16 protein-coding genes, 1 pseudogene and 1 riboswitch are annotated in these 18,564 nt (G+C 38.1%); of the genes and pseudogenes, 12 read left to right on the top strand and 5 right to left on the bottom strand.

The features are described 5' to 3' along the window. Positions 1–9 precede the first annotated feature (9 nt). Positions 10–1,161 (top strand): pyridoxal phosphate-dependent aminotransferase, encoded by a 1,152-nt coding sequence (locus FGQ66_RS10980; protein ID WP_115235991.1) that lies wholly within the window; start codon positions 10–12, stop codon positions 1,159–1,161. Between the two features lie 347 nt (positions 1,162–1,508). Here the strand turns inward: FGQ66_RS10980 and FGQ66_RS10975 are convergent, their stop codons facing one another. Further along, positions 1,509–1,784, bottom strand: a complete 276-nt coding sequence (locus FGQ66_RS10975) for an acylphosphatase (protein ID WP_005875530.1) — start codon at positions 1,782–1,784, stop codon at positions 1,509–1,511. Between the two features lie 107 nt (positions 1,785–1,891). Between FGQ66_RS10975 and FGQ66_RS10970 the strand changes: the two genes are divergently transcribed. The 4 genes from FGQ66_RS10970 (at position 1,892) to FGQ66_RS10955 (ending at position 5,708) form a co-directional block, all read left to right on the top strand. Next, positions 1,892–2,656: a TrmH family RNA methyltransferase gene (locus tag FGQ66_RS10970; RefSeq protein ID WP_113846027.1), complete on the top strand. Its 765-nt coding sequence runs from the start codon at positions 1,892–1,894 to the stop codon at positions 2,654–2,656. A gap of 123 nt (positions 2,657–2,779) precedes the next feature. Continuing rightward, entirely contained in the window at positions 2,780–3,283 is a 504-nt protein-coding gene (locus FGQ66_RS10965; protein ID WP_005875533.1) for an HD domain-containing protein, read from the top strand. Between the two features lie 348 nt (positions 3,284–3,631). Further along, positions 3,632–4,279 carry a FusB/FusC family EF-G-binding protein gene (locus FGQ66_RS10960; protein WP_138302429.1) on the top strand — a complete coding sequence of 216 codons (648 nt, stop codon included), beginning with the start codon at positions 3,632–3,634 and terminating at the stop codon, positions 4,277–4,279. Positions 4,280–4,321: 42 nt separating this feature from the next. Beyond that, positions 4,322–4,389, top strand: a riboswitch (Fluoride riboswitch). Between the two features lie 50 nt (positions 4,390–4,439). Next, entirely contained in the window at positions 4,440–5,708 is a 1,269-nt protein-coding gene (locus FGQ66_RS10955; RefSeq protein WP_138302428.1) for a voltage-gated chloride channel family protein, read from the top strand. A 29-nt stretch (positions 5,709–5,737) separates the two neighbouring features. Here the strand turns inward: FGQ66_RS10955 and FGQ66_RS10950 are convergent, their stop codons facing one another. After that, positions 5,738–6,940, bottom strand: coding sequence for a YdcF family protein (locus FGQ66_RS10950; RefSeq protein WP_138302427.1), 1,203 nt, complete (start codon positions 6,938–6,940; stop codon positions 5,738–5,740). A gap of 528 nt (positions 6,941–7,468) precedes the next feature. Between FGQ66_RS10950 and FGQ66_RS10945 the strand changes: the two genes are divergently transcribed. Together FGQ66_RS10945 and FGQ66_RS10940 are read left to right on the top strand one after the other, a co-directional pair. Beyond that, entirely contained in the window at positions 7,469–8,194 is a 726-nt protein-coding gene (locus FGQ66_RS10945; protein ID WP_081134368.1) for a polyphosphate polymerase domain-containing protein, read from the top strand. After that, positions 8,184–8,858, top strand: coding sequence for a DUF4956 domain-containing protein (locus FGQ66_RS10940; RefSeq protein WP_138302426.1), 675 nt, complete (start codon positions 8,184–8,186; stop codon positions 8,856–8,858). The genes FGQ66_RS10945 and FGQ66_RS10940 overlap by 11 nt, the downstream gene beginning before the upstream one ends. Before the next feature lie 293 nt (positions 8,859–9,151). On the opposite strand, the gene FGQ66_RS10935 is transcribed toward FGQ66_RS10940, so the two are convergent. From FGQ66_RS10935 to FGQ66_RS10925, 3 genes and pseudogenes are all read right to left on the bottom strand, one after another. Further along, positions 9,152–9,436: a DUF3788 family protein gene (locus FGQ66_RS10935; RefSeq protein WP_138302425.1), complete on the bottom strand. Its 285-nt coding sequence runs from the start codon at positions 9,434–9,436 to the stop codon at positions 9,152–9,154. 189 nt (positions 9,437–9,625) lie between these two features. Further along, positions 9,626–9,760: pseudogene (locus FGQ66_RS15430) on the bottom strand (DUF3788 family protein); the annotation flags it as partial. Positions 9,761–10,044: 284 nt separating this feature from the next. After that, on the bottom strand, positions 10,045–11,352 hold the full coding sequence (locus tag FGQ66_RS10925; protein ID WP_138302423.1) for a serine hydrolase: 1,308 nt from the start codon (positions 11,350–11,352) through the stop codon (positions 10,045–10,047). A 488-nt stretch (positions 11,353–11,840) separates the two neighbouring features. On the opposite strand from FGQ66_RS10925, the gene FGQ66_RS10920 reads away from it, so the two are divergent. From FGQ66_RS10920 to FGQ66_RS10900, 5 genes are all read left to right on the top strand, one after another. Next, a complete protein-coding gene (locus FGQ66_RS10920; protein ID WP_138302422.1) occupies positions 11,841–12,947 on the top strand; it encodes a baeRF6 domain-containing protein in 1,107 nt (368 codons plus the stop codon). Positions 12,948–13,542: 595 nt separating this feature from the next. Next, the gene (locus FGQ66_RS10915; protein WP_005875554.1) at positions 13,543–13,743 is read left to right on the top strand and encodes a cold-shock protein; all 201 of its coding nucleotides are present in this window, start codon (positions 13,543–13,545) and stop codon (positions 13,741–13,743) included. A 205-nt stretch (positions 13,744–13,948) separates the two neighbouring features. Beyond that, a complete protein-coding gene (locus tag FGQ66_RS10910) occupies positions 13,949–16,729 on the top strand; it encodes a helicase C-terminal domain-containing protein (RefSeq protein ID WP_138302421.1) in 2,781 nt (926 codons plus the stop codon). A gap of 46 nt (positions 16,730–16,775) precedes the next feature. Next, entirely contained in the window at positions 16,776–17,336 is a 561-nt protein-coding gene (locus tag FGQ66_RS10905; protein ID WP_171024604.1) for a cell wall elongation regulator TseB-like domain-containing protein, read from the top strand. Positions 17,337–17,355: 19 nt separating this feature from the next. Continuing rightward, complete coding sequence (locus FGQ66_RS10900; RefSeq protein ID WP_138302420.1) at positions 17,356–18,546, top strand: pyridoxal phosphate-dependent aminotransferase; 1,191 nt, start codon at positions 17,356–17,358, stop codon at positions 18,544–18,546. Positions 18,547–18,564: the final 18 nt, after the last annotated feature.

The following is an 18,564-nucleotide window of genomic DNA, read 5'->3' as shown; positions in this document are numbered from 1 at the left end:
GGAAGTAAGATGGACAAAAGTAAGATTGCACGCCGGTTTCAGCAACCAGCAGAAAATCTGTTGATGAATATTGCTATTTTAGCAAAGGAAAAAGAGGATATTATCGATTTATCGATTGGTGATCCTGATTTGATCACTGATCCGACGATTATTGAAGCAGCTTATACAGATGTAAAAAATGGTGCTACTAATTATACTGCGCCTGATGGCAGCAAAGATTTCTTGTCAACGGTCGTAGATTTTTATCAAAAGAAATATGGATTGAGCGTTGAATGCAACCAAGTTCGAGCTACAGTCGGAGCAATGCACGGGATGTATCTAGTTTTACAGGCATTACTAGATCCAGAGGATGAGGTCATCATCCATGAACCTTACTTTTCACCATATCGGGAACAAGTCATTTTATCTGGAGGCAAGCCTGTTTTTGTTCCTACCTATGAAGAAAAGGGCTTCCAGTTGGATGTGGAAGATTTAAAAGCAGCGATTACGGATCGTACAAAGGTGATCGTCATCAATTCGCCGAATAATCCTACGGGAGCTGTTTTTTCTGAAAGCACGTTGAAAAAAATCGCTGAAGTCGCAATCGAAAATGAACTCTATATCATTTCCGATGAGATTTATGAAGACTTTGCCTTTAAAGAGAAGTTCGTACCGATGGCGCGATTTGCGCCCGATAATACGATCACTGTCAGTGGTGTATCGAAGGGGTTTGCGATGACTGGCTGGCGCTTAGGGTACATGATCGCACCAGCATACATCAATCAAATTGCTGGGTTGATCAATGAAAACATCACTTATTCCGCACCGACTGCTTCTCAAAGAGGTGCAATCTATGCATTAAAGCACTATGAACAGCTTGTACCGCCAGTTGTTGAAGTATTCAAAGAACGGTTAGCCTATGTTGAAAAAAGAGTGGCAGAAATCCCTTACTTATCTTTATCTTCTGTTTCTGGAAGCATGTATGCTTTTATTAATATCAGTAAGAGTGGGCTCGATTCAGTAACGTTTGTGGAAGAGGTTTTAGAAAAAAGCGGCGTACTTTTTGTCCCTGGAAAAGCGTTTGGGGAAACGATCGGGGACAACTATATTCGACTAGCAGCGACTCAGCCATTGGAAATTTTAGGTGAAGCCTTTGATCGTTTAGCAAAACTAAATTTTTAGATAAAACTGTATATTTGAAAACAGCTATGGGTATCCATTAGAACAAAGAGGGAAAATGATCCTTTCGAGAGTGGGCTTGTTGACTGGGCAGCGTCAGGATTTGACAATGAAAAAGTGGTAGTGGAAAATCAAAGTCGATTTTCCACTACCATAAAATATTATAGACTCCATTTTATTGAACCAAAATTTTTGAAGTCCTCCCGCTTTTACGTATGCCTATCACTGGTTACTAAACTCGCTAATAAGAATGTTTTTTTGTCGATCTAGGATGGAGAGAGGGGCAAACTTTTTCGATCTACATACAGACAGTCCGATTTTTCTGACATTTCCTATTCATTTCTAGAAGGTCAGCCTATTACAACAAACTTTTTTCTGTCCTCCATCATCGGATTTTCCTGAAGGTCCACATATTGGACACGTCCGCTGGGGCTTGGTGATCGTTTGACTTCTTCCACGAATTTTTTGATTGCCTCATCGTCGCCCGCAGCTTCGATCGTGACAGAGCCGTCATCTTCATTTTTCACTGTTCCAGTGATCCCTAATTGATCCGCTACGATTTTTGTCATATAGCGAAAACCAACGCCTTGTACACGTCCTTGCACGTTCATCTTGATTTTGTTCATTTTATTCACCGTTCTTTCTTTTATTTTTAAATTAATGATACCGACTTTTTTGCTACTGAACAAGTGCAATGATCTAATCCATGGTATAATCAGTTGAGGTGAAAAATGTGAAAGAGATCCAATCAGCAAAAAATCCAAGAATCAAAGAATTAAAAAAATTACATAAGAAAAAATATCGTGAAGAAAAAGGGGAATATCTACTTGAAGGGTTTCACCTGATCGAGGAGGCTGTTGCCTCAAATGCGAAGGTCAACGAACTTTTTGTTACGCAACGCGGTCTGACTGAGTGGTCTAGTTGGCTTGAAGAAAATCAGACGCTTTCTGTTACACTAGTATCAGAAGAAGTGATGGCAACTGTTTCAGATCTACCAACTCCGCAAGGGATCATGGCAGTGGTGGAAGCTGAAAAAAGAGAGATACCGAATTTTGAAGGTGGTTGGTTGTTGCTCGACAACGTACAAGATCCCGGCAATGTAGGGACAATGATCCGCACAGCCGATGCTTTTGGTCTATCTTGTGTTGTACTAGGTAAGGGAACGGCGGATGTCTACAGTACCAAAGTATTAAGAAGCATGCAGGGGAGTAACTATCATTTACCGATCATCCAAGAGGATCTAACAAAACTATTGCCTATCCTTAAAGAGCAAGGATTTATAACCTATGGAACAGAACTGAATGAAGAAGCAGTGTCCCTGAATGACATCCAGACAACGAAAAATTATGCGATCGTGATGGGGAATGAAGGTCAAGGCGTACGTCCAGAAGTGCTGGCGCTAACGGATAAAAATGTGTATATACCGATTCAAGGAAATGCGGAGTCTTTAAATGTAGGAGTTGCAGCGGGCATCATGCTTTATCACTTCTCCGTATAGTTAAGGAACTATTAAGCTTTCTGCATTTTGCGAAAACCTCACTAGAATATTACGAACACTAGTGGTATACTAAGTTCAATTTCAAAGATAAATGGAATTCAAAAAGGTGGCAGATCGATAATTATGACAGAAAAATGGCGTGAAGACGAAGAATATATGTCTTATATAAATGATCTATTAGAAACTGATGCAGTAAAGAAATTAGCAAATTACACGCAACATGTCCACTCGACACGATTAGAGCATTCAATCAGTGTGTCTTATTATAGCTACAAATTAGCGAAAAAATGGGGCGGTGATGCAAGAGCGACTGCTCGAGCAGGCCTTTTACATGATTTATTTTACTACGATTGGCGTACGACGAAGTTCGATGAAGGGACACATGCGTATGTTCACCCAAGGATCGCTGTGAAAAATGCTGAAAAAATCACGGAGCTTTCAGATTTAGAGCGTGATATTATTTTGAAACATATGTGGGGAGCAACGATTGCCCCTCCTAAGTATAAAGAAGGTTATATCGTTACTTTTGTGGATAAATATTGTGCAGTCAAAGAAGCAGCTCAACCAATGACAGCTTCAATGAAACAAAAATGGCAACGATATTTCGGTAAAGAACAATCGATTTAAGGTAGTTAACTAAGCATTCGACCTGAGGATTTTGAAAAAAATCCTCGGGTTTTTTGTTTAGACATTCAGGTCGAGATAAAAGCCGTTTATTCGAGCGTCTGTAACAAAACTGATTTTTAGATTTGTTCCACATTTTTTTGTTTAAACATTGACTAATTGGTCTTTTTACTGTTTACTTTGTTGAGATGAAAAAGTACATAACCAACATAAAAATAAAGGGGGTGATGATAAGATGCGATGTGTATCTTATTTAAAAGAGTTTGAGGGCTTTATCTAGAGGCACTTTGATAGAAAGATCACTTTTTTCTTCAAAGTAGCCGATTTTGAAAGAAGAAAGGACCCAAAGTCATGGAAAAAACAATCAAACCATATCAATATTATTTTATCAAGCGAGAAGTCGAGCAGCTGTTAAACGCCTATAGTTCAGTGAATGATCCAAAGACAGTCCAAACAGTCCAAGCATTAGCGGCGGAAAAGATCCACGAGGTACTTGGTCATCCAAATACAGCTGTAAATGAATTTCTGGAGAAGGTACTAGACGTCACTCTAAAAAAAGAAAAAGCAGAACGACTATTAGAGGAATTGAAAGTGATCGTTCTTCCATTCATACAACCGACAAAACCGCAGATCGATAAATTATTCCGAAAAGTGAAAAAGTTAAAACAACCAGATTGGAATCAACTGGATTTAAGGGGACATACTTATATTGGTTGGAACGATCCAGGTAGCCAGAAAAAATTTATGATCTATTATGAAGAAGAAAAACTAAAAGGGATCAGTGGAACATTATCTCCTACAATCAACAAAGGAATTTGTTCGATTTGTCAAAGAACTTCAAATGTTTCACTCTTTCTTTCTACCACAAAAACTGGTTCAGATGGAACATACACGAAAAAAGGAAATTATATTTGTCATGATAGTGACCAATGTAATCAGCAGTTGGTACAATTGGCTCCTTTTTACGAATTCACAGAACGAGTGAAACGTGAGCGGTGATCTCATTGTATTTTTCTGAAAAATATGCTATCTTATTTGGTGAAGTGAATAGGTGATGGTGTTCGCCTTTAAACGTTGATCGTAAGATAACTAATGACGCCTACTAAAGAAACGGGGCTACCCCTTTTTTTAGTAGGCGTTTTTTTGAGGAGGAAATGAGATGGAAAATCGATTACCTGATCCATTGAAGGTGATCATCTATATGATCAAATGGTTATTGATCACAGCAATTTTAGGTATTTTTATGGGAAGTTTATCCGCATTCTTTCTAACTAGTTTGACTGATGTGACAGCTATTCGGCTGGAGCATCCTTGGTTACTTTTTCTTTTGCCGATAAGTGGGGGACTTTTTGCTTATCTATATACGACGTATGGGGGCAATTCTTCCCGGGGAAACAATTTAGTGATCGATCAAGGGAATGGAGGAAATGAAAAGATTCCATTACGGCTGATCCCACTGACCTTATTTGGCACCATTACCACGCACCTTTTTGGTGGTTCTGTTGGTCGGGAGGGCACGGCGGTCCAAATGGGCGGGGCACTTGCTGAGAATTTTGCTCGTTGGCTAAAATTGAACAAAATCGAGCGTGAGATTCTTGTCCTCAGTGGGATCAGCGCAGGTTTTAGTTCAGTATTTGGGACACCCTTGGCTGGGACATTGTTTGGATTAGAAGTATTGGCAATCGGAAAAGTGAGAACCGAAGCACTGTTTCCAAGCTTTTTTGCAGCACTTTTTGCGAACTTTGTAACGGAAAGTTTCAATGTCAAGCATACCCATTATCAAATGGGGGCGGTTCCTGCATGGGACCCTTCACTTTTCTTCAAATTGTTGCTTGCGGGTATTGCATTTGGTATCATTGGCTGGCTCTTTAGCCGTTCAATCGTCTGGTTAAAAGCTTGGTATGCAAAGCGGATCCCCCATCCAGTTTTACGCAACTTTATTGGAGGAGCAGTCGTGGTACTCGTAGCAGTGATTTTACAGACGCAAAGATATCTCGGATTAAGCTTACCTTTATTACAAGATGCATTTAATGGAAGTGCTCATCCTTATGATTTTCTTGGGAAACTTGGCTTTACCGTTCTATCACTTGGCGCGGGATACCAAGGAGGCGAAGTGACCCCTTTGTTTGAGATTGGGGCAACTTTAGGTGCGACATTAGCACCCATTCTTCATGTATCAGTACCTTTTTTAGCAGGATTAGGGTTTATTGGGGTGTTCTCTGGAGCAACGAATACACCGATTGCTTGCTTTGTTATGGGGATCGAACTTTTTGGAGGTCAAGCAGCCAGCTATTTCTTTATGATCTGTTTGATTAGCTTTATGTGTTCAGGAAATAGTGGCATCTATTCTGCGCAAAAAGTTGAAGTGAAAAAAGGGATCTTGTTCTTACCGATCCTTGGAAGAATTTCACGACAAAAAGAGAAATAAAAAATGGAGTGCCGCAAGGCCTCCATTTTTTATTGAGCAAATTTGAGAATAAGAGCAGAAAATACTGCAAAGCCAACCATCAAGCCACAGATGATAAGATGACGTTTTTTGTGTAAGACAAGGATGGCAATAAATTCTCTTAAGATAGCATTCGGTAAGTAATATAGTGCAGTTTTTGCACCGATTCCGTTTGCATTGAGTTTCGCTTGCCGCGCATATAGTCCAGCTCTAAAGATATGGTAATTATTAGAGGTAAAAATTGCGTGATAGGGCCCGTTCATTTGTTGATCCATTATTTCTTTTGAAAACAGCATATTTTCTAGTGTTGTTGTGGAATTTGTTTCTACTAAAATATCACGCTCGGGAATCCCTTTTTCTAAAGCATATTGTTTCATTGCAATGGCTTCAGCTACTTTTTCATCGCTTCCTTTTCCTCCTGACATGAGCAAGACTGGTGGATTCAAAGTTGCTTTACTTTGTGCCCAATAAAATGCGATCGCCTTATTGATCCTTTTAGCAAGTAGGGGAGATACGCGTTCACCATCAATCAAACCAGCGCCGAGAACAACGATATAATCTTGGTTATACCTTGGACGGTTGAACTGATACAAAATTGAAACAGTCATAAAATTAAAGAAAACGATGAGTAGATAAGCAAAAATAAACGGAATGACAGCAAATAGAGCATTTGCCCATTGTGGGAGCCAACGGACTAATGTATAGTCCAATATCAAAAAGATAGTCAAAGCGACTCCTAACAAGAAGGTCAAAAGATTGGCCAAAGAACGGGATTCTTTTTTCATGACTACAACACCATTCCAAAATAAAAAAATGATCAAAATGTAGATACCGATTGCCAAAAGAATTAATATTGGTATCCCGATCAAAGCCAATAACCCACCGATAAAGATATTTTGCGTCTCTATTAGTAGCCATCCTAAATAACCACCAAAGACAATCAAAAACGTATTAAAGAGTACACCATTGATTAACCTACGTTTCTCCTTAAAATAGAAAAATGCAAAAATACTGAAAAATAGCAATGGAATCAAAAAATAAAATGTATGATAAAAAACTTCTAAAACGACGAAGTAAGTGACCATCATCATAAAAGTCCACGTCCCACAATAAAAGAATAGAGCGGGATCGCTTTGGCGCTTGCGCCAATAGAGGATGCCTGACATTCCTAAAATATAGGTAACTAAAAATATCAGGTCTCTAGTAAGATTCATTGAATGAACTCCTTTCGATTTGTAAAATTTTTCTTAAAAAAGATAGCATCATTTAGTAGTAAATACAGCGGATATAGATAATTGAGTTACTAAATAGTCAATCAGTTTTTTCACGACGTTTCTATTATAACGAATTATGCTGAAAAAAGCTTTTATCGAAAACATAAATCTTCAAATTAACAGATTTTTTTAGGCCTCTATCTTGATGAAGACTTTTGTATATACAAATAACTGTAACATTGAAAATGAATGCGAAAACGATATTTTTTTTTATTGGAAAATATCGGTCAAGCAACAAACCAGTTGCATAATAAAATGTTAACGGCAATAAAATCTATGGAAGGAATGAACCGGATGATTTGATGGACAAAACAAGATGGACAAGAAGTATACATAGTAAAATGTGGAACAAGTAGGACAGAATGAAAAAATCAGTTTTTATCCACTCGCTTTTTTATACATTCACTGGCACAAATATAATCGAAAGTAATTCTATTTTAAGATAAAGTATTTTATAGGAGATAGTACATGAACAAAAAAAGATTTAAACGCATTGAAAGAAAGTTTGCATTAACTTATGACCAAGCTAAGTATTTGAAAACACTATTTCCTAAACAGGTAGTTCGGGATAAATATAGTGATCATTTTATTTCTTCCTTGTATTTTGATACAAACGATCATCACTTTTTAAAAGAAATCACTACAGAAAAGTCCTATCGAGAAAAATTTAGAATCAGAAAATATGGAGATCCTCAGGACATATCACCTATCTACTTAGAGATAAAAAGAAAGTTTCAAGGAATGACAGATAAACGTAGAATAAAATTAGCGCATCATGAGCTCGATGATATGCTGGAAAATATCGAGTTGGCAGAGACCACATTCAGTAATTTAGAAGAAGAGTATATTTTTAATGAAATACAGTGGTTGTTCAGAAGGTTGGCATTGGAGCCCAAAGTATATATCTATTATTTAAGAGAAGCATTTGTAAATAGAGATTCAGAAGATTTGCGAATCACTTTTGATCAAAACATCCATTACCGTCTAATGAACTTAACGACCTGGGAACACTGTACAGAAGACAATCTGGTAGCGCCAGAAATCGATGTGCTGATGGAAGTAAAAACGACAGGAGAAATACCTGAATGGTTACAGGTAGGATTGGATAGGATGGGCAAAAAAGAGATAAAATTTTCTAAATATAAACAAGTCTATAAAAGATATATCCAAGAGGACCCGCTCTATGTTCAATAGTGTCTTAAAAAATGAGCCTTCTCAACTCACACTAGATGATTTCTTTTTATGTATGGTGGTGTCGATTTTGCTAGGCATTCTGATTGCTTACACCCATATGTATCAAAACAACTGTACAAAAAACTTCATGTTTGCCTTGATTGGGTTACCTACTTTAGTACATACCATCATTTTGTTGATCAACGGTAACTTAGGCACGGGGATCGCTGTTCTAGGCGCATTTAACTTAGTGCGATTTCGGTCTGCTCAAGGGAATTCAAGAGATATTTTCAGTATTTTTTGGGCAACGTCGATTGGTTTAGCCACAGGAACGGGGTATATTGTCTATGCACTATTAGTGTCTAGCATAGTTGCTGCTATCCAAGTCATCATCTTCACGCTTCCAATAAAAAATAAACATACAGTTTTTAATACTGAAAAAATGATCAAGCTAAAAGTTTCTAAATCCTTGTTTCTTTCGAGTATTATTGAAGAAAAAATTACAGAATATACAGAAAACTGCAATTTAAAAAAAGTAAAAATCAATAAAGAAACTTGCTCCTTACACTATATAGTAAAAGTAAAAACGAGTATGCTTGAAAAAGAATTGGTTCGAACGATCATGGATCATCCAGAAGTCATTTCGATTACTGTAGGTATGGATAAATCGAATAAATTATTGTGATAACTAAGAAAAAGAAAGTACTTAACAATGAAGTAAGACCCCAGTTCCAAAGTTTAGCGGGGACACTTCAATAAAGTACTTTCTTTTTTGTCTTCAGCAACTACTGGTAAAACTGAGAGCAAGCTTTCGTGAGAGGACAGCGATAAAGATTAACCTCCCTTTTTATCTCGAGCAATTTCCTTGCAAGGCTGTTTCGTTGATCTTAAACGAGTTAGCAACAGTCAAAGATGCGATGGCCATAAAAAAATTGCATTAAGTTGGCTGGTATCTGATAGCTGGGAATCTAAGGAAGACTATCCATTCTGTTTCTTAAATTCCGCTAGTTGATAGATATCAACCAATTGTTCCAGATGATCAACATCAAAGATAACTGAAAGTTGTTTCCTTTGATTCCCGTTTGCTTGAAGAGTTTTTATCTTCTCTTTGGTTCCTTCACTTAAAGAGAGCGTGACTAATTCCTCTCTCATTTTTTCTGAGAAATGAAAGGATACTTTGAAAAATCCGTCCCAAATAGAAAGCCAGAAGATCGGTTTTACTTTCTGAGAGTGGGACAAAAGTAAGAAACACTTTTGTCTCATTATTTAAAAACGAATAAACGGTGGGAGCAGAAGCAACTCCTTCGGAAATAAGCCAAAATTCACAAAAATTTGAAAAGCAATTTTCGTGAATTTCTTCTTATTTCTCGGAGTTAAACACTTCTGTCCCAACCTCTTGTATTCACCTTTTGATAGCCAAGCTTTTCCATCATTATAAAACCGCCAATCCATAAGAGTGATTCCTTGGCTTTTTATATTCCTAATGAACTCTTCGTATAGTATAGTTGCTTCTCCTAGTCCAGCAGAGATCAATTCCTCGGTGGGCTTGACCGTTGCATCTCGCAATAATTGTTGCTTTTCACCCATACGTATTTCCTCCGAAATTTCCATTTACCTGATTATACCAAAGGAATCAGAAGGGACAAAAGAAAACCCACATACTTCGCATTATGTTAGTCATACAGTGTACCAAGATTTAGTTGATTTTCTCGGAGAGCTACAGTTTTGTTGCTCGGAGTTTTGCAAAGCAAATATCCATCAGACATAAAAAAAACGAACAATACAAAAAGCGTATTGCTCGTTTTTCTCTTCAATTTCTCACACCTAAACGACTTTTGTCTCGACCTCTTTTTGGTGACTATTTCATGATGTTAAAATAAATTACTGAAAAAATCTGTGACATGGCGCCAACCAATGACAAAAATATTAGCTTTTTCAACAGTAGAAGTGGTGATGATGTCTGTCGAAGGCTCTTGATTTGCTTCCAAATAGCCTAATTTGTCATCAGCTAATTGGATCGTTGCTGAGCCAACCGTAGTGCCTTTGTTGATAGGAGCGATCACTTGGTCATCCGTTACTTTCTTTTTATCAAGTGTTGGAGTAATCGTTAATTTTCCAGTATCCATTCCATTTTCGACCCAGACTTTTACAGGGCTTTTTAGCGCAACATTGACGGAGGTTTCTTTGCCATCTTTCACTTTGATGTCTTTTAGGCTTGGGATGCTTGCATTTGCTTTTCCAAGTTCTTTTTCTGACCAGTTGTCATAACAATAATCCATCAATCGTGATGTTTCATTGAATCGGGCACTTGGATTTTCTTCATGGTTATCTGCATTTAAAACGACTGTGATGATTCGTCGGCCATCTTTGTTGATCGTTCCGACAAAGCATGCACCCGCAAAATCAGTTGTGCCAGTTTTTAATCCATCGACGCCTTCGTGATAGTTTACAAAACCAGGTAGCATCCAGTTCCAATTGACCATTTCAACCGGTGACTGTGTGTTTTCGCCGAATGTTTGATTGGTGGTACTCGTGATTTTTAAGACTTCAGGATAATCTAAGATGAGGTGACGAGCAACAATAGCGACATCTTTCGCAGACAGTTGATTTTCATCTGTTTCACCAGTATTCTCAGGTCGATTCTCACCTAGGTAAGAATTGTTTAAACCTGATGCATTGACGATCGTTGCATCTTTGATACCCCAATCTTTTAGTTGTTTCTTCATTAGCTCAAGAAATTTACTTTCACTGCCTGCAACTTTTTCAGCTAAAGCAACCATGGAAGCATTGGCTGATTGGATGAAAGCTGAGTCAACAAGTTCTTTCACTGTATAATCATTTTCTTTATGCAAAGGAACATTCGATAGATCCGGCACGACACTTAATTTTTCTGCATAATCCGAAATGGCTACCTTATCTTCCCAAGATAATTTACCCTCTTTGATTTGTTCAAGTACGATATATAGACCAATGATCTTTGTGATGGAAGCAATTCCCATCGTTTTTTCGCCATCCTGATCATAAAGGATTTTTCCACTTTCTGCATCTACGGCAAAGGCAGCTTTGGCATTTATTTTAAATGCGTCGTCTGCTTGAACAGTTGCGCTAGGCAAGAAAGAAGTGATACATAAGATAAGACTTGCTAATAGTACAATAAAACGGGTATTTTTTTTGAACATCTTTGTTCTCCTCATTTTTAAATTGATTCTTACAACTTAGAATATTATCAGAGAGAACAAAAGGTTTCAATGGTTCTGAAAAAAACCTTATTAAGAACAAGTCTTATTAATGAAGAATCAGAGAAAGTTATCTTTTGGGTTCATTGACACGAATTTTGACTGGCTGTACTTCGGGTTCGGTTAAGCGTGATGCTGCAAAAAGGGCGCCTGCTGAGAGTGCGACCAAACTAAAAATCATGAATAATTGCATAAGATCACCTCGTTCTTTTTTGTTTTTTTATAGTATAGCAAGAGAGTTTGAAGCTACTGTTAAGGAAATGAGCATATAATTGATGAAAGTATGAAAAAAATATGAAGTAGGACAACACAACTAAAAATCGATCAGGTATTTCTTTGGTAGGGATTCGTTTTATTGTATTGATAAAATGGGATGTGGTAGACTTTATTTACAGATACAAAGAAATGATTTTTTTAGGAGGGGTACGTTTATGGCAAAAAAAGAAAAAGAATTATTATCACAATTGACTTCAGAAGGTACCAAAGGACCGTTTGTCACGATTATGTTAAACACCCATGTTGCGCATCAAGACGTAGAAAAAGATCAGATCAAATTCAAGAATTTTGCAAAGGAAGCGAAAAAGCGCTTTGAAAAGAAATACTCTGAGCATGATTGGTCCCCATTCCAAGAAAAAATTACTAGTTTGTTGGACGATCCGTCTTTCTGGCGTAGTGCCACAACGAGTGTAGCTGTCATAGTATCACCAGAACGAGTGTTTATCCACCGTTTGGGTATTCCTGTAGATGACCAGTATTATGTGAGTGATCTACCTTATTTATTAGCGATCATCAAAAATGGACATTTCAACTATTCATACTATTTATTAGGATTGAATCGTGATTCGATGAAATTGTACGAAGTAACGAATAAACAAGTCAAAGAAGTGGCTTTGCCTGAAGATGCACCAAAAGATGTCGTCACTGCTTTAGGATCTGAACTAACAGGAGGCGGGTTGAACTACGCATCAAATGGTAGTGAAGGTACGACGTTCCATGGAGTCAATCCTAAAGATGAAGAAGTCGAAATTGATTGGGTCAATTATTATCAAGCAGTCGATGACTATTTGAAAGATACATTTGAAAATCCAGAGAAGTGGCCTATCTTCTTATTTGCATTACCAGAAAATCAGACGATGTTCAAAAAAGTGGCGAAGAACCCTTATTATCGTTCCGATGTTGCGATCTCAGCTTCACCTGCACAACTTTCATTAAAAGAAATTGAAGCAGGCGCAAAAAAACTATCGCAAGAATTAGCTGTCAAAGAAGCAAGTGGCTACAATAAGTTGCTTGATAAAAAGTTCATTGATCAACTCGTTGATATTATACCGGCAGCAAAAGAAGGGAAAATATCCCATTTATTCATTGCTACATCTAATTTAGCAGATGGTTTTGGCGAAGATCCAGAAACAGAATATGACCGCCGTCAGGTGCTGAACGAACTAGCAGATAATGTGATCACGAACGGTGGTCAGGTCTTTATCCTTGAACAAAAAGATGCACCAGACGAAAAGAGTTTAGTTGCGATCTTACGTTATTGAGTGAAAACTATCGAAGTAGATGAATAGTCAGGCGTTGACAGAAGTGTTTAGCTCGAGAGAAGGAGTTTCCTCTGGTTCAGCCGTTGGATTCATCTTGAGCGAGAGACAAAAGTGTTCCTAACTTTTGCCTCTCGCTCATTATTTTTGTGCTTTAGTCGCATTGGCTTTGCGAGGGGAAGATACTTTTCTCAGAAAAATGACACCTTACAGTTGAGAGGGGATAGATGCGCATACTAATTTTTATCAGTTAAAAAATGATGTGGATCCTTAGAGAATTCCAAAGTTCGTTCATCCTTTTTTCAGATAATAAATTGAAATTTTTCGCAAAAGTAAAAATAGCAAATAGAAATTTTCTGAATCTTATAGGGGTGATTTCGAGAAAACGTTCGTTTATTTGCAAATATATCTTCTAAATAAGAGAATAAATACAAAAAAATAAGGAAAAACTCTGGCAATTTTGTAAACGGTATGATATAGTAAGAATGTAGTTTTTGTTCGGTAATCTGTGGTAGCTTGTTTCAAATAAACATCTTCCAGATATACACCATTCAAGTAATTGCAAAATATGTGTTGATACACAAGGAGGATTTTTATTATGGAAACAGGTACAGTAAAATGGTTTAACTCAGAAAAAGGTTTTGGATTTATCACAGCAGAAAACGGTAACGATGTATTCGTTCATTTCTCAGCTATCCAAGGCGACGGCTTCAAAACTTTAGAAGAAGGCCAAACAGTAAACTTCGATGTTGAAGAAGGTCAACGTGGCCCTCAAGCAACTAACGTTGTTAAAGCTTAATCAACCTATATAATTTATAAAGCTCGGAGAAACTATTCAATTAGTTTTCCGAGCTTTTTTTGTCTTGCGCAACTGTTTTATCCATTGTGAAGCTCCCCATCTTTATGATGATTTACTAAAAGAAAGGAGAGGGTCAAAGTAATTTTCTTAGGTTTGTAGTATAATCGCAAGAGAATATTTAAAGGAAAGAGAAGGGGTATTTATTTTGAAACCAAAAACTTATGCAGTTGTTGATATCGAAACAACTGGGACAAATCCAAAAGAAGATCGAATAATCCAATTTGGGTGTGTCATGATTGAAGGTGGTCGAATCACTTCTCGTTTTTCGATAGATATTAATCCAGGTCGAAAGATTTCTAAACAAATCCAACATTTAACTGGGATTACAAATCAGCGTGTGCAGCAAGCGCCTTATTTCGAAGATGTTGCACAAACAATCTATCATTTATTAGCTGACACGATTTTTGTCGCACATAATATATACTTTGACTATAATTTTCTTAACCAAGAATTGACCCGTTGCAATACACCAGCTTTAACGATTCCAGGAATCGATACCGTTGAGTTAGCACAGATTTTCTTGCCTTGTGAACCAAGTTTTCGTCTTTCTGATTTATCGGAGAGTCTAGGTTTTGTCCACGAAAATCCTCATCAGGCAGACAGTGATGCAGAAGTGACTGCGCAACTTCTTTTACTGATCGAAGAGCGTATGCAACAGCTGCCGATCATCACTTTAGAAAAAATCATTGAATTAAGCGGGCAGACAGGAATGGATACAGCTGGATTCATCCAACACGTGACGGATAAAATGCGAGAGAATCCTCCTAGATTGAAGGAAGACTGGGAAATCATCGATGGCATTGCTTTGCGAAAAAAAGAAGTAGAACTCTATACAGATGTGCATTATGGCAAAAAGGTCTATCCAAGGAAGAAACAGGCCAAAGAGAAGATGTTTGGCAAAACATTGATGTATCGAAAAGAGCAGAATCGTTTGATGAATGCGGTGTATGACCATTTTACAAAAGATGAGTCTAAAAATCTGATGATTGAAGCTGCTACAGGAATGGGCAAAACAATCGGCTATCTCTTACCCCTTAGTTATCTGGCAACACCAGAAAAACCAGCGATCATCAGTACAGTATCGCTTGTTTTACAACAGCAGATCATGGAAAAAGATATCCCTTTGTTGAATCAGTTATTGGAGCAACCGATCCAAGCGACTATCATCAAAAGTTACCGGCATTATATCGATCTTCAACGATTCAAGGCAACACTCGCAACACCAAAGGAGCAAAAACAATATGCTCTCTATCAAATGTCGGTCTTGGTCTGGTTGACGCAAACAACAACAGGTGATTTAGATGAATTGCATCTGACGAATCTGAATCATGCCTTTTTCTCAGAGATCGCGCATCGAGGAACAAACTTTTTAGCACGTAATCAATCTTTCTATGAACAAGATTTTGTCCGTTTCTTAGAAAGAAAAGTCCAGCAGAGCAATTTTTTGATTGTGAACCATGCTTTTTTAGTCCAAGAGACACAAAGGAAAACACCTTTACTTCCGAAAAGTCCTTATTTATTGATCGATGAAGCGCATCATTTACCAGACATTGCAGAAAAGGTGAACGACCAGCGGCTAAGTATTGCTCAATTTTATAAACAAATCCAGCAATTTGAAGATCCAGAACGATTGTTTGACCGCATTCAAAGTTATTTGCCGGAGAATCATGACATGCGTCGCTGGCTTGAGATTTACCGAGATGAATTAAGTGCATTATGTGAGGCACAGATTTTTCTGGCAGAAGGATTGAATGAGTTTGCACCTAAGGAGACTCATGGCGAATATCCAGAAGAAATAATGGTCACCAAAGATATGCTTGATCAGCTTCCATTAGAAGCAAGCATGGCAATTGATCATCTTCATTTGTTTTACCGCGAAATCCAACAATTGCAGATACAGATGCGCCTTAGTCTAGAAATCATCCAAGAAAGTTGGACGAATCAGATGCGGATCGATTTGGCGACTTTCTATCAGCTGTTTGATCAAATGGAAAAACAAGGATTTTTTATGGAAAAATGGCTAGAAGATTGGCATGAGAATCTGATTCATTGGTTCGTACCCGGTAAGAATCCGCAGCAAACGATTTTTCATTTGCATGATTTCCAGGCAGCTTTATTAGAAACAACCGCTTGGTATCCTCGCTATGAAAGAATATTATACATCGGTGGCACATTAAAAGTCGGGCCAAATAGGCACTATCTAGCGAAGCGCTTGGGGATAGAAGGAACACCACTCAAAGTGATTGCTTCTCCTTATGATTATGAACAACAAGCTAGAGTCTATGTGCCTAGAGATGCTCCGGCAATCAATCAAGTGAGCGGTCAGCAGTATGTTGACTATTTGGCAAATTCTCTCATGGAGTTGATTACACAAGAGAAGCGTCCGATCTTAGTCCTTTTTACCTCACATGATATTTTACAAAAAGTGTACCAACGGATTCATTTGACTATGTTGGAGCAAGGACGAGAGATTCTGGCACAAGGTTTTGGTGGCAGTCGTCAAAAACTTTTGAAACGGTTCACGTTATCGGAAATGAGCGTACTGTTTGGTGCAGACAGCTTTTGGGAGGGCGTCGATCTACCTGGAGATGCGTTACAAATCGTAGTAGTGACTCGACTTCCTTTCGATAATCCTTTGCGTCCGATGGTAAAGGCTAGAAATGCGTATCTTGAATCAGAAGGACTCAATCCCTTCTATCAGGAGTCGGTCCCCAAAGCAGCCTTGAAGCTGAGACAGGCATTAGGTCGCTTGATTCGTTCAGAAAAAGACCGCGGGGTTCTGCTGATTTTGGATCGGCGCTTGCTTTCTGCTAAATATGGGGCGCGGATCATTCAAGCTTTGCCTAAAAAAATCACGATCAAGGAAGACTCCATGGAAGAGATTTGCCATGACATCCATCACTTCTTAAACAAAAACGAAGAATAAACTTCCTGTGACATTCTTTTTTCATATCAAAAATCTGCTATAATGAATGATAGCGAACAAAAAAAAGGAGCGACGATCCTTGAAAAAATCACCAAAGAAAAACAAAAAGAAAAAAACGGCAAAAGAAAAGATCATCAACCGCGTTTTACTTGGCTTGATCATTTTTTTGTTAGCAGTGATCGTATTTAGTTCGATTTTCTATTTACGCTCAAGTCGTCCAATGATGCAGGCGAAAAAAGAAGCGACTGAGATTGCCGAAAAATATGCCGATCTAAAGGAAGTTGATCGTTTTTATTGGTTCACACGTAAAAAAACGTATTTCTCTTTGACAGGTAAAAATGATAAAGGCCAGGAAATCGTGGTCGTCATTCCAAAATCGGGTGAAAAAGTAAAAGTTTTAGCTCAAAAAGATGGGCTGACAGAAAAAGAAGCAAAACAAAAGATTGCGGATGCTCATCCAGATATCCAAGTCGAAAAAGCAACTCTTGGTATGTACGATGATCAAGTAGTCTGGGAAATCACAGGAGAAAATTCACATAATGAATTGAATTATTATCTAATTGCTTTTGACACAGGAAAAGAAGTAAAAACAATTACCGATATCTAAATTGTAAAGGATGAGTTAGATGAATCTATCAGAAAAAATTCAACGGCTAGAACCGTCTGTTACGCTGGCAGCAGCAGCAAAAGCGAAAGCGTTGAAGGCACAAGGTAGGGATATTTTGAGCTTAACTGTTGGGGAACCTGATTTTGCTACGCCAGAAAACATTCAAGAGGCAGCCATCAAGGCAATCAAAAATGGTAAAGCTAGTTATTACACACCAAGCGCTGGTATCCCTGAATTGCGTCAAGCAGTCGTCGCCTATCTCAAACAGAATTATGGTGTCGATTATGCACCTTCACAAACAATTGTGACTGATGGGGCTAAATTTGCACTTTATGCGTTATTCCAAACCATTTTGAATCCGGCAGATGAAGTGATCATTCCGGTACCGTATTGGGTCAGTTATGGAGAACAAGTGAAGTTAGCAGAAGGAAAGCCAGTATTTGTCAAAGGCGAAGAGAGAAATGGCTTTAAAGTAACTGTTTCTCAACTAGAACAAGTACGCACAGCAAAAACGAAAGCAATCATCATCAATTCCCCGTCAAATCCGACAGGAATGATCTATGAGAAAAATGAACTTCAAGCAATTGGGGAATGGGCTGTCAAAAACGATATTTTGATAGTTGCAGATGATATTTATGGACGATTAGTTTATAATGGCAATGAGTTTACTCCAATTGCAACGATATCAGAAGCAATTCGTCAACAAACCATCATCATCAATGGTGTGTCAAAAACATACGCGATGACAGGGTGGAGGATCGGTTATGCTGTAGGTAATCAAGAGATCATCAATGGAATGATCGCTATTGCTTCACAGTCGACCAGTAATCCAACTGCAGTTAGTCAGTACGCGGCAGTTGAGGCTTTGACAGGGACTCAAGATACGGTAGAGGAAATGAGAAGTGCATTTGAAGAGCGTTTGAATATCATATATCCGCTTGTTTCTAACTTACCTGGAGTAACGATCAATAAGCCCCAAGGTGCATTTTATTTATTCCCGAATGTCAAACAAACGATGGCGATTTGCGGATATGAGAACGTCACTCGCTGGGTAGAAGATCTATTAGAAGAAACTGGCGTTGCTTTGGTAACTGGTGAAGGGTTCGGTGCGCCAGAAAATGTGCGTATGAGTTATGCGGCAGATCTAGGAACCTTAGAAGACGCAGTGAGACGGATTGCCCGATTCATTGAGAGTAAAAGTCAAAATTAATCCTAAAAATAGGAAATG

The sequence above is a fragment of the Enterococcus sp. BSD2780061688st2 D3 genome, assembly GCF_005844145.1.
GTDB classification, from domain to species: Bacteria; Bacillota; Bacilli; order Lactobacillales; family Enterococcaceae; genus Enterococcus_B; species Enterococcus_B durans.
This window is presented reverse-complemented; position numbering and strand designations above follow the sequence as displayed.

Bases quoted from the DNA above. Each gene is read 5' to 3' on its own strand.
- FGQ66_RS10980 (WP_115235991.1), top strand. From the start codon at position 10: ATGGACAAAAGTAAGATTGCACGCCGGTTTCAGCAACCAGCAGAAAAT.
- FGQ66_RS10975 (WP_005875530.1), bottom strand. From the start codon at position 1,784: ATGAACAAAATCAAGATGAACGTGCAAGGACGTGTACAAGGCGTTGGT.
- FGQ66_RS10965 (WP_005875533.1), top strand. From the start codon at position 2,780: ATGACAGAAAAATGGCGTGAAGACGAAGAATATATGTCTTATATAAAT.
- FGQ66_RS10960 (WP_138302429.1), top strand. From the start codon at position 3,632: ATGGAAAAAACAATCAAACCATATCAATATTATTTTATCAAGCGAGAA.
- FGQ66_RS10955 (WP_138302428.1), top strand. From the start codon at position 4,440: ATGGAAAATCGATTACCTGATCCATTGAAGGTGATCATCTATATGATC.
- FGQ66_RS10950 (WP_138302427.1), bottom strand. From the start codon at position 6,940: ATGAATCTTACTAGAGACCTGATATTTTTAGTTACCTATATTTTAGGA.
- FGQ66_RS10945 (WP_081134368.1), top strand. From the start codon at position 7,469: ATGAACAAAAAAAGATTTAAACGCATTGAAAGAAAGTTTGCATTAACT.
- FGQ66_RS10940 (WP_138302426.1), top strand. From the start codon at position 8,184: ATGTTCAATAGTGTCTTAAAAAATGAGCCTTCTCAACTCACACTAGAT.
- FGQ66_RS10935 (WP_138302425.1), bottom strand. From the start codon at position 9,436: ATGAGACAAAAGTGTTTCTTACTTTTGTCCCACTCTCAGAAAGTAAAA.
- FGQ66_RS10925 (WP_138302423.1), bottom strand. From the start codon at position 11,352: ATGTTCAAAAAAAATACCCGTTTTATTGTACTATTAGCAAGTCTTATC.
- FGQ66_RS10920 (WP_138302422.1), top strand. From the start codon at position 11,841: ATGGCAAAAAAAGAAAAAGAATTATTATCACAATTGACTTCAGAAGGT.
- FGQ66_RS10915 (WP_005875554.1), top strand. From the start codon at position 13,543: ATGGAAACAGGTACAGTAAAATGGTTTAACTCAGAAAAAGGTTTTGGA.
- FGQ66_RS10905 (WP_171024604.1), top strand. From the start codon at position 16,776: ATGATAGCGAACAAAAAAAAGGAGCGACGATCCTTGAAAAAATCACCA.
- FGQ66_RS10900 (WP_138302420.1), top strand. From the start codon at position 17,356: ATGAATCTATCAGAAAAAATTCAACGGCTAGAACCGTCTGTTACGCTG.